This window comes from Streptomyces sp. 142MFCol3.1, assembly GCF_000424945.1.
In the GTDB taxonomy this organism is placed as follows: domain Bacteria; phylum Actinomycetota; class Actinomycetes; order Streptomycetales; family Streptomycetaceae; genus Streptomyces; species Streptomyces siamensis.
Genome location: NZ_AUKV01000011.1, coordinates 51,646 through 73,201 on the forward strand (window position 1 = coordinate 51,646; position 21,556 = coordinate 73,201).

A 21,556-nucleotide genomic window follows, 5' to 3' on the forward strand; every position below is an offset into this window, starting at 1 on the left:
GGGCCGACGCGAGCATCACGCGGTACGCGCAGGCCGGTCCCCTCGGCGGAGGAGAGTCCGTCGGCGAGCAGGGCGGCGGACGGGGCGAGCGCCAGGGGGTGTCGTTCGGATCAGGCCGCTGCGTCCGGTGCGGAGGGGGCTCGTCGCGCGCCGCCCGGACGCGGGGAAGAGAACGCGCCGCCGGGACGGGGGAAAAGAAAATGCCCGCGCAGCTCCCCAGCTGCGCGGGCATTTGTGCCGTCCGCCGCACCCCCGTCCCCACGGGGTTTCATGGCCGGATGTCCCCGCCCGGACCGCTCTTCCGGGCCTGGGGCGCCGCTCAGCGCCCCAGCATCACGCCCACGGACGACGCCTGTGTGACCACTGCGTCCCAGCCGCCGAAGACGACCACGAGCAGGGCCGCCAGAGGAAGGACCATGGCTGTCGCCACCAGCGGGTGGCGGCGGCCCTGGCGGCTGTCGCCGAACGCCGCGGCGTACGCCTTGCGTCCCTGCGTGCGGATCGCTGTCCGCGGTGCCGTGTGGGCCATGGTCCCTCTCCTGACCGAGTTTCTGTTGTGGTTGGCAGCGGCGGGCGTCTGACCTCGGGGGACGAGTGCTGCACCCGCCGCTTGACCTCAAATCTAGGGGCGCGGCACCCCAGGGGTCGTCATGCCTTCGTACCGATTGCCGGGCCTCCCGGAGGATGAGCGATGACCTGCGGTGTACTCCCCAGGGTGGAGATGAGGACCTAGGACTCAGGGTCTTCCCCGAGGGGACGTCCGGTCTGCCCCGACTGTTCCGAGCTGTCCTCCCTGGGGACCGGCTGCTCCACCAGAGCCAGCACCCGGGTCGCCATGAAGCGGGCGGTACGCACCACCGATCCGCTTCGGGTGACTTCGCTCACTTCCACCACACCTCGGCGTACCGCCGTCTCCACCCGGCGGCCCGCCCTGCTCGCCACCACCTCGTACGTACGCGTCGTGTCTCCGGCGTCCACGACTATCTCCACACGGTCACCCTTCACGGACCCAATCCCCCTTGTTCGACGGATGGTTGGGATCACGGGCAGCCCAAAGCGGTGCTGTCCGCAAGCTCCCTGACCACCCTTCAAGTTTCCCACCCGGCACTGACAATCGATCGGGCCGAGAGGGCGCGGCCTCTGCGCGCACCCGGCCGCGGAAACGTAAGCTGTGGCTCGTCAAACGGACAGGGCAGCGGGGATGGACATGGCGATGATGCGCCTGAGGCGCGAGGACCCGCGTGTCGTCGGCTCGTTCAGGCTTCACAGGCGGCTCGGCGCGGGCGGGATGGGCGTTGTCTACCTGGGCTCCGACCGGCGTGGCCAGCGGGTCGCACTGAAGGTGATCCGGCCGGATCTGGCGGAGGACCAGGAGTTCCGGTCGCGTTTCGCCCGCGAGGTCTCGGCGGCCCGGCGCATCAGGGGCGGCTGTACGGCACGGCTCGTCGCCGCCGACCTGGAGGCGGACCGCCCCTGGTTCGCCACCCAGTACGTGCCCGGCCCCTCGCTGCACGACAAGGTCGCCGAGGAAGGTCCGATGGCGGCCGCGGACGTCGCCGCCGTGGGCGCCGCGCTGTCCGAGGGCCTCGTCGCCGTGCACGAGGCGGGTGTCGTGCACCGCGACCTCAAACCGTCCAACATCCTGCTGTCCCCGAAGGGGCCGCGGATCATCGACTTCGGCATCGCCTGGGCGACTGGCGCCAGCACGCTCACGCACGTCGGAACGGCGGTCGGCTCCCCCGGCTTCCTCGCCCCCGAACAGGTGCGCGGCGCCGCGGTCACCCCGGCCACCGACGTCTTCGCGCTGGGCGCCACCCTGGCCTACGCCGCGACCTCCGACTCACCCTTCGGTCACGGCAGTTCCGAAGTGATGCTCTACCGGGTGGTGCACGAGGAGCCCCATCTCCAGGGTGTCCCGGACGCCTTGGCCCCGCTGGTCAGGGCCTGTCTGGCAAAGGACCCCGAGGAGCGGCCCAGCACGCTCCAACTGTCCCTGCGGCTCAAGGAGATCGCGGCCCGCGAGGCCCAGGGCATGACGGACGCACGGCCGCCCGCGCCCCGCACGGACCCCGACCGGCCGACCGGCCGCCTGGCGGAGCAGTACGCCGAGCAGCGCACCCAGCGCCGTACGCAGGGCACTCCCCCGCCGCGCACCGGTGGCACGAACGGCGGCTCCCGGCCGGGCTCGCGGCCGACGCCCGCGCGCAACACCGGCCGCTCGGGGGCCAGGCCCGCCCCGCGCAGCGGTGCCGGGCGCCCCGCGCCCCGGACCACCGGCACCGGCAGGCGGCCCGCCAACCCGCGGCTGCTGCGCCAGCGGCTGTTCGTGTTCGTCGTCGTGACCCTGCTCGTGGCGCTGGGCATCGCGGCGGCGCAGGGCTGCCAGGGGCCCGCCCGGGGCCTGGACGGCGACGCCGGGCGCAAGGACGTACGGCAGGAGCAGGCGGTACCCCCGGCGCTGTCCGCCGGAGGGGCGCCGGCCGAGCGGTACCACGAGGACGCCTGACCGGTGCGGCGCGCTGTCCTGGAGTGACAGGGGGCCGCACCACGGTCAGGGGCGAACGTGCGGTGGGTCCGAGGGCGTCAGGCCTGGGGGCGGCCCGTGGCCACCGCGTAGAAGGCGACGGCCGCCGCGGCGCCCACGTTGAGGGAGTCGACGCCGTGGGCCATCGGGATGCGGACCCACTCGTCGGCGGCCATCAGGGCCTTCGTGGACAGGCCGTCGCCCTCCGCGCCGAGCATCAGGGCGACCCGGTCCATGCGGTGGGGGGCGGCCTCGTCGAGGGACCTGGCCTTCTCGTCCGGGGTGAGGGCGAGCAGCGTGAAGCCCGCGTCGCGCACCGACTCCAGGCCCTTGGGCCAGGAGTCGAGGCGTGCGTACGGGACGGAGAAGACGGCACCCATCGAGACCTTCACGGACCGCCGGTACAGCGGGTCCGCGCAGTCCGGCGAGAGCAGGACCGCGTCCATGCCGAGGGCGGCGGCGGAGCGGAAGATCGCGCCGATGTTGGTGTGGTCGTTGACCGATTCCATGACGACGACGCGGCGCGCCGACCGCAGCAGTTCCTCGGCCGTCGGCAGCGGCTTGCGCTGCATGGAGGCGAGCGCGCCCCGGTGCACGTGGTAGCCGGTGACCTGCTCGGCGAGCTCCGGGCTGACCGCGTACACGGGTGCCGGTAGCTCGTCGATGACGTCGCGCATGACGTCGACCCACTTCGCGGACAGGAGCATCGAGCGCATCTCGTACCCGGCGTCCTTGGCCCGTCTGATGACCTTCTCGCCCTCGGCGATGAACAGGCCTTCGGCGGGTTCGCGCTTGCGGCGCAGCTCCACGTCCGTGAGGCCCGTGTAGTCGCTCAGGCGCGGGTCGTCGGGGTTCTCGACGGTGATGAGATCGGCCACAGGGTGATACTGCCTTGTCCTGGGTTCGGTGCCAACGGCTGGGAACGGGTCGGGTTACCCGTGGTTACTCAGATGTCTTCGGGGAGCTCTGCACGCCCACGTTCACGACCTCTCCGACGACGATCACCGCCGGGGGCTTCACGTCCTGCTCGCGGACGGTCTCGGCGACGGTGGCCAGGGTCGCGTCGACGCGGCGCTGCGCGGCGGTCGTGCCCTCCTGGACCAGGGCGACGGGGGTGTCGGCCGGCTTGCCGTGCGCGACGAGGGTCTCGGCGATCCGCCCGATCTTGTCGACGCCCATCAGGATCACAAGGGTGCCGGTCAGCTTGGCCAGGGACGGCCAGTCGACCAGGGAGCGCTCGTCGTCGGGGGCCACGTGCCCGCTGACCACGGTGAACTCGTGGGCGACACCGCGGTGTGTGACGGGGATGCCGGCCGCGCCCGGCACCGAGATCGAGCTGGAGATGCCGGGGACGACCGTGCAGGCGATGCCCTCCTCGGCCAGCGCCTGCGCCTCCTCCATGCCGCGGCCGAAGACGAACGGGTCGCCACCCTTGAGCCGGACCACGGACTTGCCCAGCTTGGCGTGCTCGATCAGCGCGTTGTTGATGGCCTCCTGGGCCATGTAGCGGCCGTAGGGGATCTTCGCCGCGTCGATCACCTCGACGTGCGGCGGAAGTTCGGCGAGCAGGTCGCGGGGGCCGAGCCGGTCCGCGATGACCACATCGGCCTCGGCGAGCAGCCGACGGCCGCGGACGGTGATCAGGTCCGGGTCGCCGGGGCCGCCGCCGACCAGGGCCACGCCCGGTGTGCGGGTCCGGTGGTGCGGCGCGACCAGGGTGCCGTCGCGCAGGCCCTCGACCACGGCGTCCCGGATCGCGGCGGTGCGGCGCGGGTCGCGGCCCCGGGCGTCCGTCGTGAGGACGGCGACCGTGACGCCTTCGCTGTGACCCGTCGCCGGGGTCCAGGCGGTCGCCGCGTCCGCGTCGTCCGAGCGGACGCACCACACACGGTGCCGCTCGGCCTCGGCCGACGCGGCCGTGTTCGCCCGGTGGTCGCTCGTGGCGATCAGCGCGTACCAGGCGTCGGCGAGGTCGCCGTCCTCGTACGGTCGCCGCGTCCACGCGATCTCGCCCGCGTCGGCCATCGCCTCGACGGACGGGGTCGCCCGCGGGGACACGAGGTGGATGTCCGCGCCTGCCGCGATGAGCGCCGGGAGACGGCGTTGGGCCACCTGACCGCCGCCGAGGACGACTACGCGGCGGCCGGCGAGGCGGAGGCCTACGGGGTAGGCGGGGTGTTCGGCCATGGGAGGTGCGACTCCTCGTGCAGGGCGTGCGGGGTGAGGCCGCTGCGGCGTTGGAGTGGCCCCTGACGTGCGGATTTTATGGTGCGGGCCGGTGAGCGGCGGGGCCGGGTGGGATTTTTCACGCGCCGGACCGTCCCTCCCGGACCGCGGGACCGCGCCCGGGGCTCCGCAGGTGCGGACGGGCGCGTGGTGCTGTCCGGGCGCTTCGCGCGAAGCGCCCGGACAGCACCGCCGATCGCCTACTTCTCAGTTACTCCCGCGGAGTCGAACGTCGCCACTTCGTGCATCGCGCGCGCCGCGCTCTGCACGACCGGCAGGGCGAGCAGGGCGCCGGTGCCCTCGCCGAGGCGCAGATCCAGGTCGACCAGCGGGCGCAGGCCCAGCTTGTTCAGGGCGGCCACATGGCCCGGCTCGGCGCTGCGGTGACCCGCGATGCAGGCGGCGAGGACCTCGGGGGCGACGGCGCGGGCCACCAGGGCGGCGGCGCCGGCGCTGACGCCGTCCAGGATCACCGGCGTGCGCAGGGACGCGCCGCCGAGGAGCAGCCCGACCATCGCGGCGTGTTCGAGGCCGCCGAGGGCCGCGAGCACACCGATGGGGTCGGCCGGGTCCGGCTGATGGAGCTCGATGGCGCGGCGCACGACCTCGGTCTTGCGGGCCAGGGTCTCGTCGTTGATGCCGGTGCCGCGGCCGGTCACCTCGGAGGGGTCGGTGTCCGTGAACACCGAGATGAGGGCGGCGGACGCGGTGGTGTTGGCGATGCCCATCTCACCGGTGAGCAGCGCCTTGTTGCCGGCCGCCACCAGGTCGCGGGCCGTCTCGATACCCACCTCGATGGCGGCGACGACCTCCTCGCGGGTCATCGCCGGGCCCGTCGTCATGTCGGCGGTGCCGGCACGGACCTTGCGGGGCAGCAGGCCCGGCGTGGCCGGCAGGTCGGAGGCGACGCCCACGTCGATGACGCAGACCTCGGCGCCCACCTGGTTGGCGAACGCGTTGCAGACGGCTCCGCCACCCAGGAAGTTGGCCACCATCTGCCCCGTGACCTCCTGCGGCCAGGGGGTGACGCCCTGGGCGTGCACGCCGTGGTCGCCCGCGAAGATGGCGACGGCGGCCGGCTCCGGGATGGGCGGCGGGCACATCCGGGACAGGCCCGACAGCTGCGCGGAGATGATCTCCAGCATGCCGAGCGCACCCGCGGGCTTGGTCATCCGCTTCTGGCGCTCCCACGCCTCGCCGAGCGCCTTGGCGTCCAGGGGGCGGATGTTGGAGACGGTCTCGGCGAGCAGGTCGTGCGGCTCCTCGCCGGGCAGCGCGCGACGGCCGTAGGTCTCCTCGTGCACGACCCAGGACAGCGGGCGGCGCTTGGACCATCCGGCCTGCATCAGCTCGGGCTCGTCCGGGAACTCGTCGACGTAGCCGACGCACAGGTAGGCGACGACTTCGAGGTGCTCCGGCAGGCCGAGGGCGCGGACCATCTCACGCTCGTCGAAGAAGCTGACCCAGCCGACGCCGAGGCCCTCGGCGCGGGCGGCGAGCCAGAGGTTCTCGACCGCGAGCGCGGAGGAGTACGGGGCCATCTGCGGCTGCGTGTGGCGGCCCAGGGTGTGGCGGCCGCCGCGGGTCGGGTCGGCGGTGACGACGATGTTCACCGGGGTGTCGAGGATGGCCTCGATCTTGAGTTCCTTGAACTGCTTGGCGCGCCCCTTGGGCAGCGACTTCGCGTACGCCTCGCGCTGACGGGCCGCCAGTTCGTGCATCGCGCGCCGGGTGTCCGCGGAGCGGATGACGACGAAGTCCCACGGCTGGGAGTGGCCGACGGAGGGTGCGGTGTGCGCGGCCTCCAGGACGCGCAGCAGCACGTCGTGCGGGATGGGGTCGCTGCGGAAGCCGTTGCGGATGTCGCGGCGTTCGCGCATCACGCGGAGCACCGCCTCGCGCTCGGCGTCGTCGTAGCCGGGGGCCGCCGGGCCGGTGGACTCTCGTACGTCTTCCACTGCGGCCGTGCTCTCTTCCTGATCGGCGACCTGCGTGTCCAGGTCATCCGCTTGCTGTGCGACTACGGGCTCCGGGTCCGCGGCGAGCGGCTCGGGTTCGGCGGCGGGCGCCTCGGCCGGGGCGTCGGCCCCGGTCTCGGGTTCGCCCTCGCGGGGCGCGGGGACGACGACCGGAGCGACGGTCTCCGGCTCGACGGCGGTGGCCTCGGCGGGGTCTGCGGCGGATTCCTCCACCGGCGTGGGCGCGGGCGCGACCACGATCATCTCGTCGGCCGGTTCCTCGGCCGCGGGCTGCTCCTCCTCGGGGAGCGGCGGCACGGTCATGGCGTGCGGCGGGGTCGGGGCCAGGTGCGGGGTCGTCGGCACGGTGCCCTCCACGGGCACGAACTGGCCGAGCGTGTGGTCCTCCTGGGCCTCCGGCGGGGTGCCGACCGGGAGACCGGCGCCACCGGCGCTCTCGCCGGAGAGGTACGGCTCTCCCTGCGGCCGGCCGGCCGACGCCCGGGGGATCTGCCCGTGGGCGGCCACACCCACCGGGACGCCGTGCAGCGACTCGGCGGGCTCGGCCTGCGCGAAAGCGGCGGGGTCCTCGAACCGCTGGGCCGCGACGGCTTCGAGGCCGGGGACCGGCTGCCCGTGCGAGGTGTCGGCGGAGAGCGCGTGCTGCACGGCCTCGGGGGCGTGCGCGACAGCCGCCGGGAACGTCTGCGCGGCCTCGGCGTGGGCGACGTCCGCGTACTGGACGGCCTGTTCCGGGTCGTGAAGTGCGGGAGCCCCCGGCTGGTCGGCCTGGGCCACCGGCTCGGCCACCGGAGCCTGGTCCTGGTCCTGCGGCGACGCCTGGTGCACCGCGTCGGCGGGTGCGAAGTCCTGGACGGGGGCGCCCTGGGCGGGGGTGAAGTGCTCGCCCTCGGACGGAAGCACGCCGTGCACGGCGATGTGGACGCCCGCGGTGTGCCCCGTCTCCTGCGGCACCGGCGGGAGGAGCGGAGCGTCCGTGAAGGTCATCGGCTCGGGAGCCTGCGCGACACGCGGGTCGTGGGCGACACGCGGGTCCTGCGGGGCCGAGGCGTCCTCGGCGTGGTGCGTCTCCGGGGCCGGCGGCGGCATGTGCGGGTCCTGCGGCCCGTCGGCGGCGGGTCCCTGCGCGTCCGGCAGGTTCTGGGCGACCGGCGCACCGTCCGCGGCCTGGACGACGTCCGGGTCCTGGATCCGGACGGGCACCTCGACGGCGTCCGGCACGGGAGCCTCGGCGGCCTCCGGGACCTGGTCCTGAGCCGGGATCCGGACCTCGGGGGCCTGGTCGAACCCTGGCGCCGGGATGCCTTCTGCGGCCTGCGGGGCCTGGGGCGTCCCGGTGCCCGGCACGGACTCCGGGAACGGCATCCGCGCCGCCTCCGGGACGGCCGTTTCAGCGGCACCCGCCTCCGGGGCCACCGGCGGAGCGCCCCACGGCACCGCGCCCTGCGGCGGGGTCTCGCCCAATTGCGGGACGTCGAGGTACTCGGGCCCGGCCGTCGGCGGACCGGCGTGCCGGACGGGCGGCGCGGGAGCGGAGGCGGCCATGGGGTTCACCGGCGAACCCGCGGGGCCGCGGTCGGCCAGCGAGCGCACCGGGCTCGCGGAGACGTCCGGGGTGGGTGGTCCGAGGTGCAGCGGGCGGCGCGGGGTCACCGGCTGCGGGGCGGACCCCGGCTCCTGCGCGCGGACGGCCCCGAGGTCGACCGCGCCGCTGTCCCGGCCGGAGGCCTCGTGCGGGCCGGGTTCGTGAACGAAGGGCATCGGCGCCGGGGGCGCCACTTCGTTGCCCCACGCGCCCTGCGCTCCCGGCATCAGGAGCAGGTCGTCGTCCTCGGCGGGGGTCTCGGAGGGGTCGAGGTAGGTGTACGCGCCCGGCGCGGAGACGCCCGGCTGCTCCACCATGCCTGCGCTCTCCGGCAGCCCGTCGCCCGGGACCTGGCCGGTGTCGGTCATGCGTACCCCTCGCCCATCGGTTAGTGCTTCCAAGTCCAGCTCGCCCGGAACGGCGCACCGACCGCCCCACAGTGAAGAACGAGCGTGCGTGCCCAGCGGCACGAACGACCGGCCAACAAAGACGACAAAGCCATTAACTGGCATTGTCCCGGTCGTTCCGCCCTCGCGACAGCGTGATCCGCGAGTGCCCGCTGTGGACTGCGCCACGTTGCGCGCCCTCCGGCTCTGCCGTACCACACACGCCTCAAAACGGGCGCGTTTTCCGGACATTGGCCTACGAAAGGCTGATCACCCGGGAGCGGTACAACGATCGGCCAGCCTACCGCGCGCAGTACGACAACAGGATCACGGGGCGCGATCCGGCAGACGGCCGCTGAGCAGGAACGCGACGCTCCGTTCCTTCTCCGTCCAGGCCCTCGTGTCGAGTTCGACGGACTGGATGAGCGCGCACTCGACCTCGTATCCGTGTTCGGTCAGATTCCGGCCGACGAGTTCGGCGTCGTCACGGGTCGCGGCGTGCGTCACGATGCACTGGGGACGCCGGTCGGCGACCGCCGAGACGACCGCCGCTCCCCCGCCACCGACGCGTACTACGTCGGGTTCGGGAAGGTTCTCCAGGACGTGCGGGGCGGTCCCGTGCACGATCTGCATCTGGACGCCGAAACGGCGGGCGGAACCCTCGGTGCGCGCGCAGGCGCCCGGACTGCGGTCGACCGCGATGACGGCGGCGCCGGTGCGCGCGGCCTCGGTGGCGAAGGCTCCGCTGCCGGAGCCGATGTCCCAGACGAGGTCGCCGACGCGCGGTCCCAGACGGGCGAGTTGGGCGGCACGGAGCAGATCCGTTTCGCCTTCGCCGAGCGCGCCGCCGTACGCCGCGGCGGGCAGTCCCCAGCCGCGCAGTCCCTGGGCGGGGTCGCGTCCGGCGATCCAGCCGCCGTCCTCGGCCGCGGCCACGAAGCCGCCGATGACGATGACGACATTGGGGTCGCGCCAGGTGTGGTCGGCGGCCTTGTCCGAGGTCAGGATCGTCACCTGTTCGCGGGCGGTGCCGAGTTCCTCGCAGATGACGAAGGTGCGGTGCACTCCTTCGAGGAGCAGGCCGAGTTCGGCGGGCCCGGCGCCCGGCGAGGTGAGTACGGCGACCTTGGTGTGGGCTCGACACACATTCACCGCGCGTCGCAGGGTGCGAGGGTGTGCGACGACCACCTGAGCGTCGTCCCAGGGCATGCCGGCCCGCGCGAATGCGGCGGCCACCGAGGAGACGGCGGGCACCACTTCGACCTCCAGGCCGAACTCGGGGGCCCGCAGGGTCCGTACGACGCCGAAGAAGCCCGGGTCGCCGTCGGCGAGGACCACGGCGGTGCCCCGGTGGTTCGCGATCCGGCGGGCGGCCAGGGCGACGCTGCCGAGGCGGATGCGCTCGGCGGCCCCGGGGACTTCGGGCAGCGCCAGATGGTGGGCCGCGCCGGCCACCAGCGTCGCGGCGCCGAGGGCGGAGCGCGCCGCGGCTGTCAGCGGCGAGCCGTCCCAGCCGATCACCGTGACCCGGTCGGCCATCGTCGTCAGTCTCCAGAGGGTCTTCGCAGGCAGTCGGGCAGCCCGAGGGCGGGCTCCGTGAGAGTACCTGGTGCTCCTCCGCCGGCGCCGCGAGGGTCCGGGCCGGTGGGAGCGGTCCCGCGGTCCGGGGCCGGTGTCAGTTCCAGTCGGAGAACGACGTGAATCCGTCGGCGTCGGCGAGCTGATCGGCCACGCCTTCGAGGTCCTCCGGCAGCAGGCTCCACACGATGAAGTCGCTACGGACGTCGGCCCAGCCGTCGTCCGTCCGCACGTGCACTATGCAGGCGTTGCGCAGGACGCCCTCGCTGATGCAGCCGATCTTCTGGGCGACCTGCTGGGAGGCGGTGTTGTCGGCCGCGGTGCGGATCTCGATGCGCTCGAACTTCTGGTCGCTGAACAGCCATTGGGCGGTGGCGAGCGCCGCCTCGGAGGCGTAGCCCTCGCCGCGGGCCCAGGGGGCGATGATGTACGACAGCTCGGTGGAGCGGATGTGCCAGTTCGTCTTGCCGAGCTGGACTAGTCCGACGAGGCGCTGGGTGAGGAACTCGGTGACGGCGAGGTCGAGGCCACGGCCCGCGGCGCGCTCGTCCGGCGCGTACTCGGTGACCCAGTTGCGGGCCCCGTCCTCACTGAAGGGCTGTGGCACGTCGGTCCAGGCCGCGACCTGCTCGTCGTTCATCATCTCGGCCAGCGCGGGGACGTCGTCCTCGTCGAGGGGACGCAGCACCAACCGCTCCGTGCTGATGGAGATGCTGGGGAAGGTGCTCGTCATGCGCCGCTCCGTAACCGTCGGGAACTTCGGGCCTTCAAAACCGCCGGGCCTGCTGAACTGCCCAGCATGCAGCATGAAAGCACCGAACCGCACCACGGGGTCCACCCCGGGCGGGGAGCGGACCCCGTGCGGTGACGGAGGTGCCGGACGACGGGGACGGCTCAGGGGCCGTCCCCGTGGCTCGGTGGCCGTGCGGGACGACTAGAACGACGGCAGGACGGAACCGGCGTACTTGTCCTCGATGAACTTCTTGACCTCGGGCGAGGTGAGGAGCCTGGCCAGCTTCTCGACGCGCGGGTCCTTCTCGTTGCCCTGCTTCACGGCGAGGACGTTGTTGTACGCGTTGTTCTTCGTGGACTCCAGGACGAGGGCGTCCTTGGCGGGCGAGAGACCGGCGCCGATGGCGTAGTTGCCGTTGATCACCGCGGCGTCGACGTCCTTCAGGGAGCGCGGCGTCTGGGCCGCCTCGATCTCCTTGAACTGAAGGTCCTTCGGGTTCTTCGCGATGTCCTGCGGGGTCGCGGTGCCCTCCGAGCCGCTCTTGAGCGTGATGATGCCGCCGGCCGCGAGGAAGCGGAGGGCTCGCGCTTCGTTGTCGGCGTCGTTCGGGAGGGCGACGGTGCCGCCCTTCTTCAGGTCGCCGGCCTTCTCGACCTTCTCGGAGTAGAGGCCGAGGGGCTCCAGGTGGACCGTGGCGACCGAGGCGAGGTGCGTGCCGTTCTTCTTGTTGAAGTCTTCCAGGTACGGCTGGGTCTGGAAGTAGTTGGCGTCCACTGACCCGTCCTCGGTCGCCGTGTTCGGCGTGACGTAGTCGGTGAACTCCTTGACCTCCAGCTTGAGGCCGGCCTTCTTCGCCAGGTGGTCCTTGACGTACTCGAGGATCTCGGCGTGCGGCACGGGGGTGGCCGCGACGACGAGGGGATCGGACGCCTTGGCCTTGGTGTCGGCCTTGTCCGAGCCGCAGGCGGTCAGGCCCAGGGTGAGGGCGCCGGTGGCGAGGACAGCCGCGGTGATCTTGGTGATGTTACGCACGAAAAGTGCCTTTCTCCATGGGTGGTGCAACCCGCCGGGTGGGACGGGGAGTCGGGGTTTCGGCGGCTCCTGGCCGGGATGCGCCGGCCGGGCCGCCGGGTGGGGCGGGAAGCCGCGTGCTCAGCGGGTCTTGGTGGGAGTGGCGCCGGCCGGGCCGCCGGGCAGGAATCCGGCGAGGACGCGGAAGCGGAGCGGCTCGCCGCCCTTGCCCGCGCGGCGGTGCAGGACGCGCGCGCCGGAGTCGCCGGCGAACTGGATGACGGCGATGACGACGGCGAGGACGGCCACGATGAGCCACATCAGTTCGGACTCGAAGCGCTGGTAGCCGTAGCGGATCGCGAGGTCGCCGAGGCCGCCCGCGCCGACGGTGCCGGCCATCGCGGAGTAGCCGATGATGGCGACGACCGTGGTCGTGGTGGCGGAGATCAGCGACGGCAGGGACTCGGGAACGAGCACCTTGCGGACGACGGTCCAGGTGTTGCCGCCCATCGACTGCACGGCTTCGACCAGACCGCCGTCGACCTCACGCACGGACGTCTCGACGAGCCGCGCGAAGAACGGGACGGCGCCGACGGCGAGCGGCACGATGGCGGCCTCGCGGCCGATGGTCGTACCGACGATCCAGCGGGTGAAGGACATCAGAGCGACCATCAGGATGATGAAGGGCATCGAGCGGACGATGTTCACGACCTGCCCGATGACCTTGTTCACCACGGTGTTCTGCACCAGGCCGCCGCGGTCCGTGAGGACCAGCAGGACACCCAGCGGAAGGCCGGCGAGGACGGCGATCAGCGTGGACCAGCCGACCATGTAGAGCGTGTCCCAGCACGCCTGGGACAGCAGCGGCTGCATCTCGGACCAGGTCACTTGGCACCTTCCTCGACCAGTACGGGCTCCTGGCCCAGGACGTCGATCTGCAGGCCCTGCTCGCGGAGGAAGCCGATCGGTACGACGTTGTCCTCGTAGCGGCCGGGCAGTTCGATGCGCATGCGGCCGACCTGCTTGCCGCCGACGGTGTCCATCGCGGCGCCGAGGATCGAGATGTCGATGTTGTACGTGCGGGCGAGCTGCGAGACGACGGGCTGGGTGGCCGACTCGCCGTGGAACGTGACGTCGACGACGGTGCGGTCGTCGCCGGAGGCGTCGCCGCTGACCGGGAAGAGCGCGGAGGCGAGCTCGGAGCCGGGCGTGGCGAGCAGTTCGCCGACGGTCCCGGACTCGACGATCCTGCCCTTGTCCATGAGCGCGGCGGAGTCGCAGATGCTCTTGACGACGTCCATCTCGTGGGTGATGAGCAGGACGGTCAGACCCAGCTGCCGGTTCAGGTCGCGCAGCAACTGGAGGATGGAGCGGGTGGTCTCCGGGTCGAGGGCGCTGGTCGCCTCGTCGGACAGGAGCACCTTGGGGTCGCCGGCGAGGGCACGGGCGATGCCGACGCGCTGTTTCTGGCCGCCGGAGAGCTGCGCCGGGTAGGCCTTGGCCTTGTCGGAGAGGCCGACCAGGTCGAGGAGTTCGAGGGCCTTGCGGCTGCGTTCCCTGCCGAAGACGCCGAGGATCTCGAGCGGCAGCTCGATGTTGTCCTGGACGGTGCGCGAGGACAGCAGGTTGAAGTGCTGGAAGACCATGCCGATGCCGCTGCGGGCCTGGCGCAGTTCCTTGCCGGCGCGGGGGCCGCGGCCGGCGAGTGCGGTGAGGTCCTGTCCGGCGACGGTGACCGTGCCGGAGGTGGGGCGCTCCAGGAGGTTGACGCAGCGGATGAGCGAGGACTTTCCGGCGCCGGACTGGCCGATGACGCCGTACACCTCGCCTTCGCGGACGTGCAGATCGACGCCGTCGACGGCGATGACCTCTCGGCCGCGCGATCGGTAGACCTTGGTGAGGCCCGTTGTCGTGATCACTGGGTTTCCGTCACTGTCGAGTGCAGGGCGTGGGTGTGCGCCGGGCACGGGTGCATGCGGTCGGGAACGCGGCACGGTTCTCGCGATGGCGAAGGAACCGGAAGGAGAACGTGTGCGCGGGGCAGCCGGAGTCACGTACGCGGTACGGACAGGGCGCGGCGGTCTCGCTTCGGGGCGCGAGACCAGGCGGTGGTGCGGGGGCCCTCTAGAAGGCGCACATTCGACACATACGACGAGCACCGGGCGTCATGGTCGCCTCGGTCGCAAGGATGCGGCTGCTCGTCGTGGTCATGGGTGCAAGTAAAGCAGACCCACAGGCGGGGCCTGCCACCGCTGTCCGAATAGCGGACAGCGGTGGACACGCTGTCGTGTCAGGCGGAGATCTCCACGCCGTGGTCGGTGACCAGTACGGACAAGGCGGAGAGGTCCCCGACCACCAGGTCGGCGTCCAGCTCGTGGCGGTGGTGCGTTGTGGTCAATGCCACTGTGGTCATTCCGGCCGCGCGGCCTGCCTGGAGACCGGCCGGGGCGTCCTCGAGGACGACGCAGCGCGCCGGGTCGACGCCCAGCTCACGGGCCGCGAGGAGGTAGGGCTCGGGGTCGGGCTTGCCGCGGGTGATGTCGTCGGCGGCGATCATCGTCTTGGGGCGGATGCCGACCTCTTCGAGCCGGGCCTCGGCCAGCCGGCGGGTGGCCGAGGTGACCACGGCCCAGCGCTCGGCGGGCAGCGCGTCGAGCAGCGCGAGGGTGCCGGGCAGCGCCACGACCCCGCCGGGCACGTCCTCGACCTCCAGCTGTTCGATGCGCGCGAGGGCCTCGGGCACGATGTCGGCGGGCAGCAGGTCGGCGACTATCTCGACGGCGGGGCGACCGTGCAGCTCGATCCGGGCGAAGTCGTCAGCCGTGATGCCGTACTCCGTCGCCCATCGCGTCCAGCAGCGGTTCACCGACTCGAGGGATGAGACGAGCGTTCCGTCGTTGTCGAACAGGAGGGCATCTGCATGGATCTTCATGCCGTCGACCCTACGGGGCACCCCGGGGGCGAGCGCATCGGGCCTTTTGGCCCGTAATAGGGTCACGGCATGCTTGATGCCCTGACGGTCGCCACCGCCGTCGCCGCGCTCGCGCTCGCCGCCTGGTGCGGCTGGGCCGCCTACCGTGATCAGCCCACCAAGGACTGGCACTTCATCGGCATGGCCGTGGTGTCACTGCTCGCCGTGGCCCAGCTGGTGATCGGCATCGTCCAGCTGGCACGCGGCGAGAAGCCGGAGCAGGGCACGACGATCTTCGTGGCGTACCTGCTCGGCGCCTTCGCGTGCATTCCGGCCACGGGCTTCATGTCGCTCGCCGAGCGCACCCGCTGGGGTTCGGTCACGGTGGCGGCCGGCGGAGTGGTCCTCGCCGTCCTCGAGGTGCGGCTCTATGACATCTGGGGAGGCTGAGATGACGGCCACGGACGAGAACGGCATCGTGCCCGGCGGGACAGGCGTGCCGGACGGGACGCCGAAGAAGCGGACACGGCTCATCAGCGGCCCCGGGATGCTGCTTTTGTGGCTGTACGCAGTGATGGTCGTCGGCGCCGTCTCGCGGTCCGCCGTGCAGATCTCCACGGAGTTCGACAAGGCTCCGCTCGCCTACTCGCTGTCCGCGGTGGCGGGTGTCGTGTACGGCTTCATCACGTACTCGCTGGTGCGCGGTGGCGAGACGGCCCGCAGGGCGGCGCTGGTGTGCTGCGCCGCCGAGCTCGCGGGCGTGCTGATCGTGGGGACCTGGACGCTGGTGGAACCCTCCGCCTTCCCCGACGCCACGGTGTGGTCGGACTACGGGATGGGCTACCTGTTCATCCCGGTGCTGCTGCCGCTCTCGGCGATGTACTGGCTGCGCAAGGCCCGCGCGACGGCACGGCCGGCCTGACCGCCGAACAGGCCTGACCGCTGGACCGGCAGGCCACCGAGTCCGACAGGCCGCCCCACGGCGGGAGTCGGGCGCACCGGAGAGCCGGCCTCTCGCCGGCCCGAGTCGCGGTGACACCCATCCGTCCGCGGGTCGGGCCGCGATGGCCCCGGTCGGCGACCGGGGCCCGGAGCCGGTCAGGCGCTGGTCGCGTACGCGCTCGCGTCGGCGCCTTTCGCCAGTGTCACCAGCGTGAGCCGCTCGTCGACGCGCTCTGTGGAGACGGGCGCGTAACCGTGCTTGCGGTACAGGCGCAGATTGCGGTCGCTGCGGTGCCCGGTGAAGAGCTGGAAGGACTTGGCCGTGCCGTCCGCGCCGAGCTGTGCCTCGATCGCGGCGAGCAGCCGTCCGCCGAGCCCGTGCCGCTGCATGCGCGGGTGGACGATGAGCTTGTTGATGCGGGCCGTGCCGTCCTCGTCCACCGCGCCGCGGACCGAGGCCACCACCTCCGCCCCGAGCCGCGCCACGAGGACGGTGCCACTGCCGAGTTCCGCCCTGAGGGAGTCGAGCGGCTGGGTGAGCGGCTCGATTCCGTAGTCGCCGTAGAGCTCGGCCTCGCTCTGGTAGCAGAGGTACTGCAGCTTGAGGATCTGTTCGGCGTCCTCTTCGGTCGCCGCCGAGATGGTCACGCTCATGCCCATGTGTGCATGCCTCCCGCTCACCTGTTCCACCGGTAGTCCCTCACTCCTATCCCCGCCGTCAGCGACCCGCAACCTCCACCGTCAGCAATCGCCGCAGACATCCCAGGCATCTGGAACGTTCCGGCCCCAGACTGCCCTGTGAGATACCCAACTCCCCCGCGATCTCCCGGTATGTGAGGTCTTTCGGCGAGAGCAGCGCCGCCATGAGCCCCGGGCAGCGGCCCGGCAGCCGGCGCACGGCGTCGTGCAGCGCGCGCCGCCGTTCGGACGTCATCGCCTGCTGCTCGGGCCCGGGCCCGCCGAGGTCCGCGGGCTCGGCGGCGTAGGGCTGTTCGACACGGGCGGTGCGGCGGCTGCGGCGGGCCTCGGAGCGCACGGCGCGGCGCAGCCAGCCCTGCGGGTCCTCGGGCGGACCGCCCGCGTCGAGGCGCTCCAGCAGGCGGAGCCAGACGGCCTGTTCGAGGTCTCCCTGCTCGGCGCCACAGGCGTACGCCTCGGCCGAGGCCTCGGCGGCGAGGAGCGGGCGCAGGGTGGAAACCATCTCGTGGGTCATGTGCGGCACGACGCGGCCGCCCCGGCGTCAAGTTGCCGGGGCGGCCGTCTGTCACCCCATCCGGGGTGGCCGGGTCATCCGTTGACGAAGTCGGCGCGGGCCAGCAGCGCGGTGTCCGCGTTGTCGGAGAAGACGCCGTCGATGCCCGTCTCGAAGTACGTCCTGAAGGCCCCGAACGCGTCGCCGTAGGCGGTCGGGTCGGTGCCCTTCCGGAAGCTCGCGGGGAGGAAGGGGTTCTCGTTGCGCATGGTGTAGGGGTGCAGGATCAGGCCCGCCTCGTGCGCGTCGGCGACGAGCGTGGTCGGCGTGGTGAGGTTGCCGCTCGCGTCCTTGGGGATGACCAGGTCGAGCGTGGGGCCGATGCCCTGCGCGTACGAGGCGATCCACTTCAGGCCCTCGGGCCTGACCAGGTCGGCGACCGTGCGCGGGTCGCCCGCCTCGACGAAGTCCCAGGGACGGCTGCTCGCGCCGGACAGCAGCACGACGAGCGGGTTGTCCACCAGCTTGTTCAGCCGCTGCATGCTGCTCGGCTCGAAGGACTGGAGGATGACCGGCGCGTTCCTCCCGTCCTTGCCGTACTTGCGCAGCAGCTTGGCGACCCGCTCCTCCAGCCCGAGACCGAGTTTGCGGAAGTAGGTGGGGTGCTTGGTCTCGGGGTAGATCCAGACCTGCTTGCCGCGCTTGCGGGTCTGCTCGTCCTGCCAGCGGAGCACCTCCTCGAAGGTCGGTATCTCCCAGCGGCCGTCGTAGAGCGTGTTGTGCGGACGGTTGGCGGGAATGCGCTCGACGGCCCGCAGCGTCTTCAGCTCGGCGAGGGTGAAGTCCTCGGTGAACCAGCCGGTGGTGGCGACGCCGTCGAGCGTCTTCGTGGTCCTGCGGCCGGCGAACTCGGGGTGTGCCGCGACGTCCGTGGTCCCGCCGATCTCCGGTTCGTGCCGGCACACCAGGTGGCCGTCCTTGGTGGGCACCAGGTCGCCCGCCTCGACGACGTCGGCTCCCATGTCGAGGGCCAGCTGGTACGAGCCGAAGGTGTGCTCCGGCCGGTAACCACTCGCCCCGCGATGTCCGATGACGGTCGGTTTGGGCAGGCTACGGTAGCCGCCCGAGCCCTGCCGCCCGTCCGCTCTCGCCGTTCCCGTCGCACCGAGGACGGCTCCACCCGCCCCGAGCACCGCCGCACCGAGCAGCGCGCGCCGCGCCGTGCCCCGTCCCTGTCCGTCCGACTCCTGCGCCACCATGAGCGCTCCTCCCGCTGTAGGGCCCCCGCCTGTCGAAAGCGGGACGATCGTAGGTGCCGCGGTGTGACCGGAGGGAGGCCTGCGGTCGAACACGTGGGTGACCCTGGATGTCGTACGGGATGCGGAAGATGACGGTCCGTCGGCTTCATCGCGGCAGCGGTGGGTAGGCGGGAAGGCAGTGGCGGAGGACGGCCGACCGCGACACGTTCACTCGTTCGCCGCCGCGACGCGCGATGTCCGTCACATCATGTCGACCGCGTGACAGCCGCCCGTTGAGGCGGCACCGCAGGTAAACAGGCGTCAACAGTGCGTATCCACTCGGTGAACCCGATGTGCAATCACCGGGGGGCCGCGAGTATCGTCCTCACCTGCACAGACTTCATACCGATCCCTTGACACCGGAGGGCCCGTTGTCCCGCTTCGCGCTCATCAAGGCAGTGCTCGGACCGATCATGCGCCTGATGTTCCGCCCACGGGTGGAAGGCGTGGAGAACATCCCGGGCGACGGCCCCGTGATCCTGGCCGGCAACCACCTCACGTTCATCGACTCGATGATCATGCCGCTGTTCTGCGACCGCCAGGTCTTCTTCATCGGCAAGGACGAGTACGTCACCGGCAAGGGCATCAAGGGCAAGGTGATGGCCTGGTTCTTCACCGGCGTCGGCATGATCCCGGTCGACCGGGACGGTGGCCGCGGCGGTGTGGCGGCGCTGATGACCGGCCGCCGCGTGCTGGAGGAGGGCAAGGTCTTCAGCATCTACCCGGAGGGCACCCGCTCCCCCGACGGTCGGCTCTACCGGGGACGCACGGGCATCGCACGTCTGACCCTGATGACCGGTGCTCCCGTCGTCCCCTTCGCCATCATCGGCACCGACAAGATCCAGCCGGGCGGCGCCGGCATCCCGCGCCCCGGACGGGTCACGGTCCGCTTCGGCGAGGCCATGGAGTTCTCCCGGTACGAGGGCATGGACCGCGACCGCTACGTCCTGCGGGCGGTGACCGACTCCGTGATGACCGAGGTCATGCGGCTGTCCGGCCAGGAGTACGTGGACATGTACGCCACGAAGGCGAAGGCCGCCTGACGCCTCGCACGAGGCACCGCGATTCTCACGGGTGAGCCCCGACCGGCGACTGCCGGGCGGGGCTCACCCGTTTCGTACGGTCACGCCTCCAGCTTCTGCCCGCGCAGCAGGAACCACGCGGCCACCGCCGTGGCGAGCAGCACCAGCGCTCCGGCGCCCGCCGCGATCGCGAGGCCGTCGACGAACGCGGTACGGGCCGAGTCCATCAGTGCCGCCGCGGCGTCGGCCGGCAGCTCCGCGGCCGACTCGACGGCGCCGCCGAGCGATTCGTGAGCCGCGGCCGGTGTGCCCGCGGGACCCGCGAAGCCGGCGTAGACGCTCGTCACGATGGAGCCGAGCAGGGCGATGCCCAGTGCGGCGCCGAGCTCGTACGCCGTCTCGGAGACCGCGGAGGCGGCACCCGCCTCCTCCTTCGGGACGCTGGAGAGGATGACGTCGGCGGTGACGGTGAAGGAGAAGCCCGCACCGACTCCGACCACCAGCAGGGCGGCGCCCAGCAGCGGATAGCCGGTCCACTGGCTCAGCAGGGTCAGCGAGCCCAGCGCGAGGCCCACCGCGGCGAGACCGCCGGAGACCACCGCGCGCACCGAGAAGCGCCGGGCGACGCTGCCCGCGACCAGACCGGCCGCGACCGCGCCCACGGCGGCCGGGATCTCGGCGAGCCCGGCCTCGAACGGACCCCTGCCCTGCACGAGTTGCAGGTACTGGGAGAGGAAGAAGACGAGCCCCGACATGCCGAGGACGGTCAGCAGGTCGGCGAGCACGGCTCCCGAGAAGCCGCGGTTGCGGAACAGCCTGACGTCCAGCAGCGGTGTGGGCAACGTGAGCTGGCGGCGCACGAACCGGTGGAGGGCGGCGGCGCCCAGCAGGCCCGCGGCGGCCGACTCCGTGGACAGCCCGTGCGCGGCGGCCTCCTTGACGGCGTAGACGACGCCGATCACGCCGACGAGCGAGAGGACGACGCTGGACAGGTCCCAGGGCCCGTGGTCCGGGTTCCTCGACTCGGGCAGCAGCTTGATGCCGACGAGGACGAGGACGACCATCACCGGCAGGTTGATGAGGAAGACGGAGCCCCACCAGAAGTGTTCGAGCAGGAACCCGCCGACGACGGGGCCGACCGCCGTACCGGCGGAGGCCGTCGCGCCCCAGATGCCGACGGCGAGGCTGCGCTCGCGCGGGTCGTGGAAGAGGTTGCGGATCAGGGCCAGCGTGGCGGGCATCAGGGTCGCGCCGGCGACTCCGAGGAGCGCCCGCGCCAGGATCATCGTCTCCGGTGTCGTGGCGTAGGCGTTGAGCACCGATATCAGGCCGAACACCGTGGCACCGACGAGCAGCAGCCTCTTGCGGCCGATGCGGTCGCCCAGGCTGCCCATGGAGACGAGCAGTCCGGCGATGACGAAGGAGTAGACGTCGCCGATCCACAGGAGCTGGGTGCCCGAGGGCCTCAGGTCCTCGCTGATGTACGGGGTGGCCAGGCCGAGGACGGTCGCGTCGACGGCCACCAGCAGCACGGCCAGGACGAGGACGCAGAGCGCGAGCCAGCGGCCCGGACGCTTCTCCGCCTCCGCCGTGCACGCCGGCTGCAGGGTGCTGGTCATGGTTCCTCTCTCCGTAGGGCGCCGCCGAGCAGCAGCTCGGCGATCATGTGGTGGAAGTCCTTGGCGGCGACCCGGCCCTCGGCCACGGCCCAGGCCGCCGAGGCCATGAGTCCGTAGAGCGCCTCGGTGAGCCAGGCCGGGGTGAGGTCGATGCGGAACTCGCCGCTGTCCTGGCCGCGCCGGAACAGCGCGGCGATCCGGGCGTCGAGCCGGGCCCAGCCCTCGTTCTGTCCGTCGCCCTCGAAGAGCTGGTTCTCGGTGTAGAGGAAGGCGAGCAGGCCTGCCGCCGTCTCGAGCTCCTTGACCAGGCGGCTCACGGCCTCCTGAGCGGTGCCCTCGTCGAGACGCGCGGCGTCCAGAGCCGCCTCGCACTCGGCGATGCCGAGTGACTCCAGCGCGCGCACGAGCGCGTCCCGGCCCGCGAACTGGCGGTGCAGGGTGGCGCGGCTGATCCCGGCCGCCTTGGCGACCTCGTCCATGGTGGCGGTGGATTTGCGGGTGAGCAGGGCGGCTGCGCTGCGCAGCACGTGTTCACGGTCGACGGCCATGA

The 21,556-nt window shown here is 72.1% G+C and carries 20 protein-coding genes; 4 read left to right on the top strand and 16 right to left on the bottom strand.

The window, feature by feature from the left end:
• Window positions 1-319: 319 nt before the first annotated feature.
• Window positions 320-529 carry a hypothetical protein gene (locus H305_RS0117610; protein ID WP_028801519.1) on the bottom strand — a complete coding sequence of 70 codons (210 nt, stop codon included), beginning with the start codon at window positions 527-529 and terminating at the stop codon, window positions 320-322.
• Between the two features lie 200 nt (window positions 530-729).
• Window positions 730-1,005 carry a hypothetical protein gene (locus H305_RS0117615; protein WP_028801520.1) on the bottom strand — a complete coding sequence of 92 codons (276 nt, stop codon included), beginning with the start codon at window positions 1,003-1,005 and terminating at the stop codon, window positions 730-732.
• A gap of 196 nt (window positions 1,006-1,201) precedes the next feature.
• On the opposite strand from H305_RS0117615, the gene H305_RS46335 reads away from it, so the two are divergent.
• The gene (locus H305_RS46335; protein ID WP_051370704.1) at window positions 1,202-2,506 is read left to right on the top strand and encodes a serine/threonine-protein kinase; all 1,305 of its coding nucleotides are present in this window, start codon (window positions 1,202-1,204) and stop codon (window positions 2,504-2,506) included.
• A gap of 77 nt (window positions 2,507-2,583) precedes the next feature.
• Here H305_RS46335 and H305_RS0117625 read toward each other — a convergent pair whose 3' ends face one another.
• The 9 genes from H305_RS0117625 to H305_RS0117665 all read right to left on the bottom strand — a co-directional run bounded on the left by H305_RS0117625 (window position 2,584) and on the right by H305_RS0117665 (window position 14,954).
• On the bottom strand, window positions 2,584-3,402 hold the full coding sequence (locus H305_RS0117625; RefSeq protein WP_028801521.1) for a TrmH family RNA methyltransferase: 819 nt from the start codon (window positions 3,400-3,402) through the stop codon (window positions 2,584-2,586).
• A 64-nt stretch (window positions 3,403-3,466) separates the two neighbouring features.
• Window positions 3,467-4,711 (bottom strand): uroporphyrinogen-III C-methyltransferase, encoded by a 1,245-nt coding sequence (cobA, locus tag H305_RS0117630; RefSeq protein ID WP_028801522.1) that lies wholly within the window; start codon window positions 4,709-4,711, stop codon window positions 3,467-3,469.
• Between the two features lie 239 nt (window positions 4,712-4,950).
• Window positions 4,951-8,682 carry a nicotinate-nucleotide--dimethylbenzimidazole phosphoribosyltransferase gene (gene cobT, locus H305_RS0117635; RefSeq protein WP_028801523.1) on the bottom strand — a complete coding sequence of 1,244 codons (3,732 nt, stop codon included), beginning with the start codon at window positions 8,680-8,682 and terminating at the stop codon, window positions 4,951-4,953.
• Between the two features lie 345 nt (window positions 8,683-9,027).
• Window positions 9,028-10,239, bottom strand: a complete 1,212-nt coding sequence (gene cbiE / locus H305_RS0117640) for a precorrin-6y C5,15-methyltransferase (decarboxylating) subunit CbiE (RefSeq protein WP_028801524.1) — start codon at window positions 10,237-10,239, stop codon at window positions 9,028-9,030.
• Between the two features lie 136 nt (window positions 10,240-10,375).
• On the bottom strand, window positions 10,376-11,011 hold the full coding sequence (locus H305_RS0117645; protein ID WP_028801525.1) for a GNAT family N-acetyltransferase: 636 nt from the start codon (window positions 11,009-11,011) through the stop codon (window positions 10,376-10,378).
• A gap of 201 nt (window positions 11,012-11,212) precedes the next feature.
• The gene (locus H305_RS0117650) at window positions 11,213-12,043 is read right to left on the bottom strand and encodes a MetQ/NlpA family ABC transporter substrate-binding protein (protein ID WP_028801526.1); all 831 of its coding nucleotides are present in this window, start codon (window positions 12,041-12,043) and stop codon (window positions 11,213-11,215) included.
• 120 nt (window positions 12,044-12,163) lie between these two features.
• Complete coding sequence (locus tag H305_RS0117655; RefSeq protein ID WP_028801527.1) at window positions 12,164-12,910, bottom strand: methionine ABC transporter permease; 747 nt, start codon at window positions 12,908-12,910, stop codon at window positions 12,164-12,166.
• Window positions 12,907-13,941, bottom strand: a complete 1,035-nt coding sequence (locus H305_RS0117660; RefSeq protein ID WP_028801528.1) for a methionine ABC transporter ATP-binding protein — start codon at window positions 13,939-13,941, stop codon at window positions 12,907-12,909. Before H305_RS0117660 ends, H305_RS0117655 begins: the two co-directional genes overlap by 4 nt.
• 371 nt (window positions 13,942-14,312) lie before the next feature.
• Window positions 14,313-14,954 carry an HAD family hydrolase gene (locus tag H305_RS0117665; protein WP_028801529.1) on the bottom strand — a complete coding sequence of 214 codons (642 nt, stop codon included), beginning with the start codon at window positions 14,952-14,954 and terminating at the stop codon, window positions 14,313-14,315.
• A 69-nt stretch (window positions 14,955-15,023) separates the two neighbouring features.
• Between H305_RS0117665 and H305_RS0117670 the strand changes: the two genes are divergently transcribed.
• Window positions 15,024-15,383: a hypothetical protein gene (locus H305_RS0117670; protein ID WP_028801530.1), complete on the top strand. Its 360-nt coding sequence runs from the start codon at window positions 15,024-15,026 to the stop codon at window positions 15,381-15,383.
• A 97-nt stretch (window positions 15,384-15,480) separates the two neighbouring features.
• Window positions 15,481-15,855: a hypothetical protein gene (locus H305_RS0117675; protein WP_107440055.1), complete on the top strand. Its 375-nt coding sequence runs from the start codon at window positions 15,481-15,483 to the stop codon at window positions 15,853-15,855.
• A gap of 176 nt (window positions 15,856-16,031) precedes the next feature.
• Here the strand turns inward: H305_RS0117675 and H305_RS0117680 are convergent, their stop codons facing one another.
• The 3 genes from H305_RS0117680 to H305_RS0117690 all read right to left on the bottom strand — a co-directional run bounded on the left by H305_RS0117680 (window position 16,032) and on the right by H305_RS0117690 (window position 18,326).
• Complete coding sequence (locus H305_RS0117680) at window positions 16,032-16,535, bottom strand: GNAT family N-acetyltransferase (RefSeq protein WP_028801532.1); 504 nt, start codon at window positions 16,533-16,535, stop codon at window positions 16,032-16,034.
• A gap of 58 nt (window positions 16,536-16,593) precedes the next feature.
• Window positions 16,594-17,088: a sigma-70 family RNA polymerase sigma factor gene (locus tag H305_RS0117685; protein WP_028801533.1), complete on the bottom strand. Its 495-nt coding sequence runs from the start codon at window positions 17,086-17,088 to the stop codon at window positions 16,594-16,596.
• 74 nt (window positions 17,089-17,162) lie between these two features.
• Complete coding sequence (locus tag H305_RS0117690) at window positions 17,163-18,326, bottom strand: glycerophosphodiester phosphodiesterase (protein WP_028801534.1); 1,164 nt, start codon at window positions 18,324-18,326, stop codon at window positions 17,163-17,165.
• Window positions 18,327-18,718: 392 nt separating this feature from the next.
• On the opposite strand from H305_RS0117690, the gene H305_RS0117695 reads away from it, so the two are divergent.
• Window positions 18,719-19,408 carry a lysophospholipid acyltransferase family protein gene (locus H305_RS0117695; RefSeq protein WP_078629110.1) on the top strand — a complete coding sequence of 230 codons (690 nt, stop codon included), beginning with the start codon at window positions 18,719-18,721 and terminating at the stop codon, window positions 19,406-19,408.
• 80 nt (window positions 19,409-19,488) lie between these two features.
• Here the strand turns inward: H305_RS0117695 and H305_RS0117700 are convergent, their stop codons facing one another.
• Together H305_RS0117700 and H305_RS0117705 are read right to left on the bottom strand one after the other, a co-directional pair.
• Entirely contained in the window at window positions 19,489-21,006 is a 1,518-nt protein-coding gene (locus H305_RS0117700) for an MFS transporter (protein ID WP_028801536.1), read from the bottom strand.
• Complete coding sequence (locus H305_RS0117705; RefSeq protein WP_028801537.1) at window positions 21,003-21,554, bottom strand: TetR/AcrR family transcriptional regulator; 552 nt, start codon at window positions 21,552-21,554, stop codon at window positions 21,003-21,005. Before H305_RS0117705 ends, H305_RS0117700 begins: the two co-directional genes overlap by 4 nt.
• Window positions 21,555-21,556 lie beyond the last annotated feature (2 nt).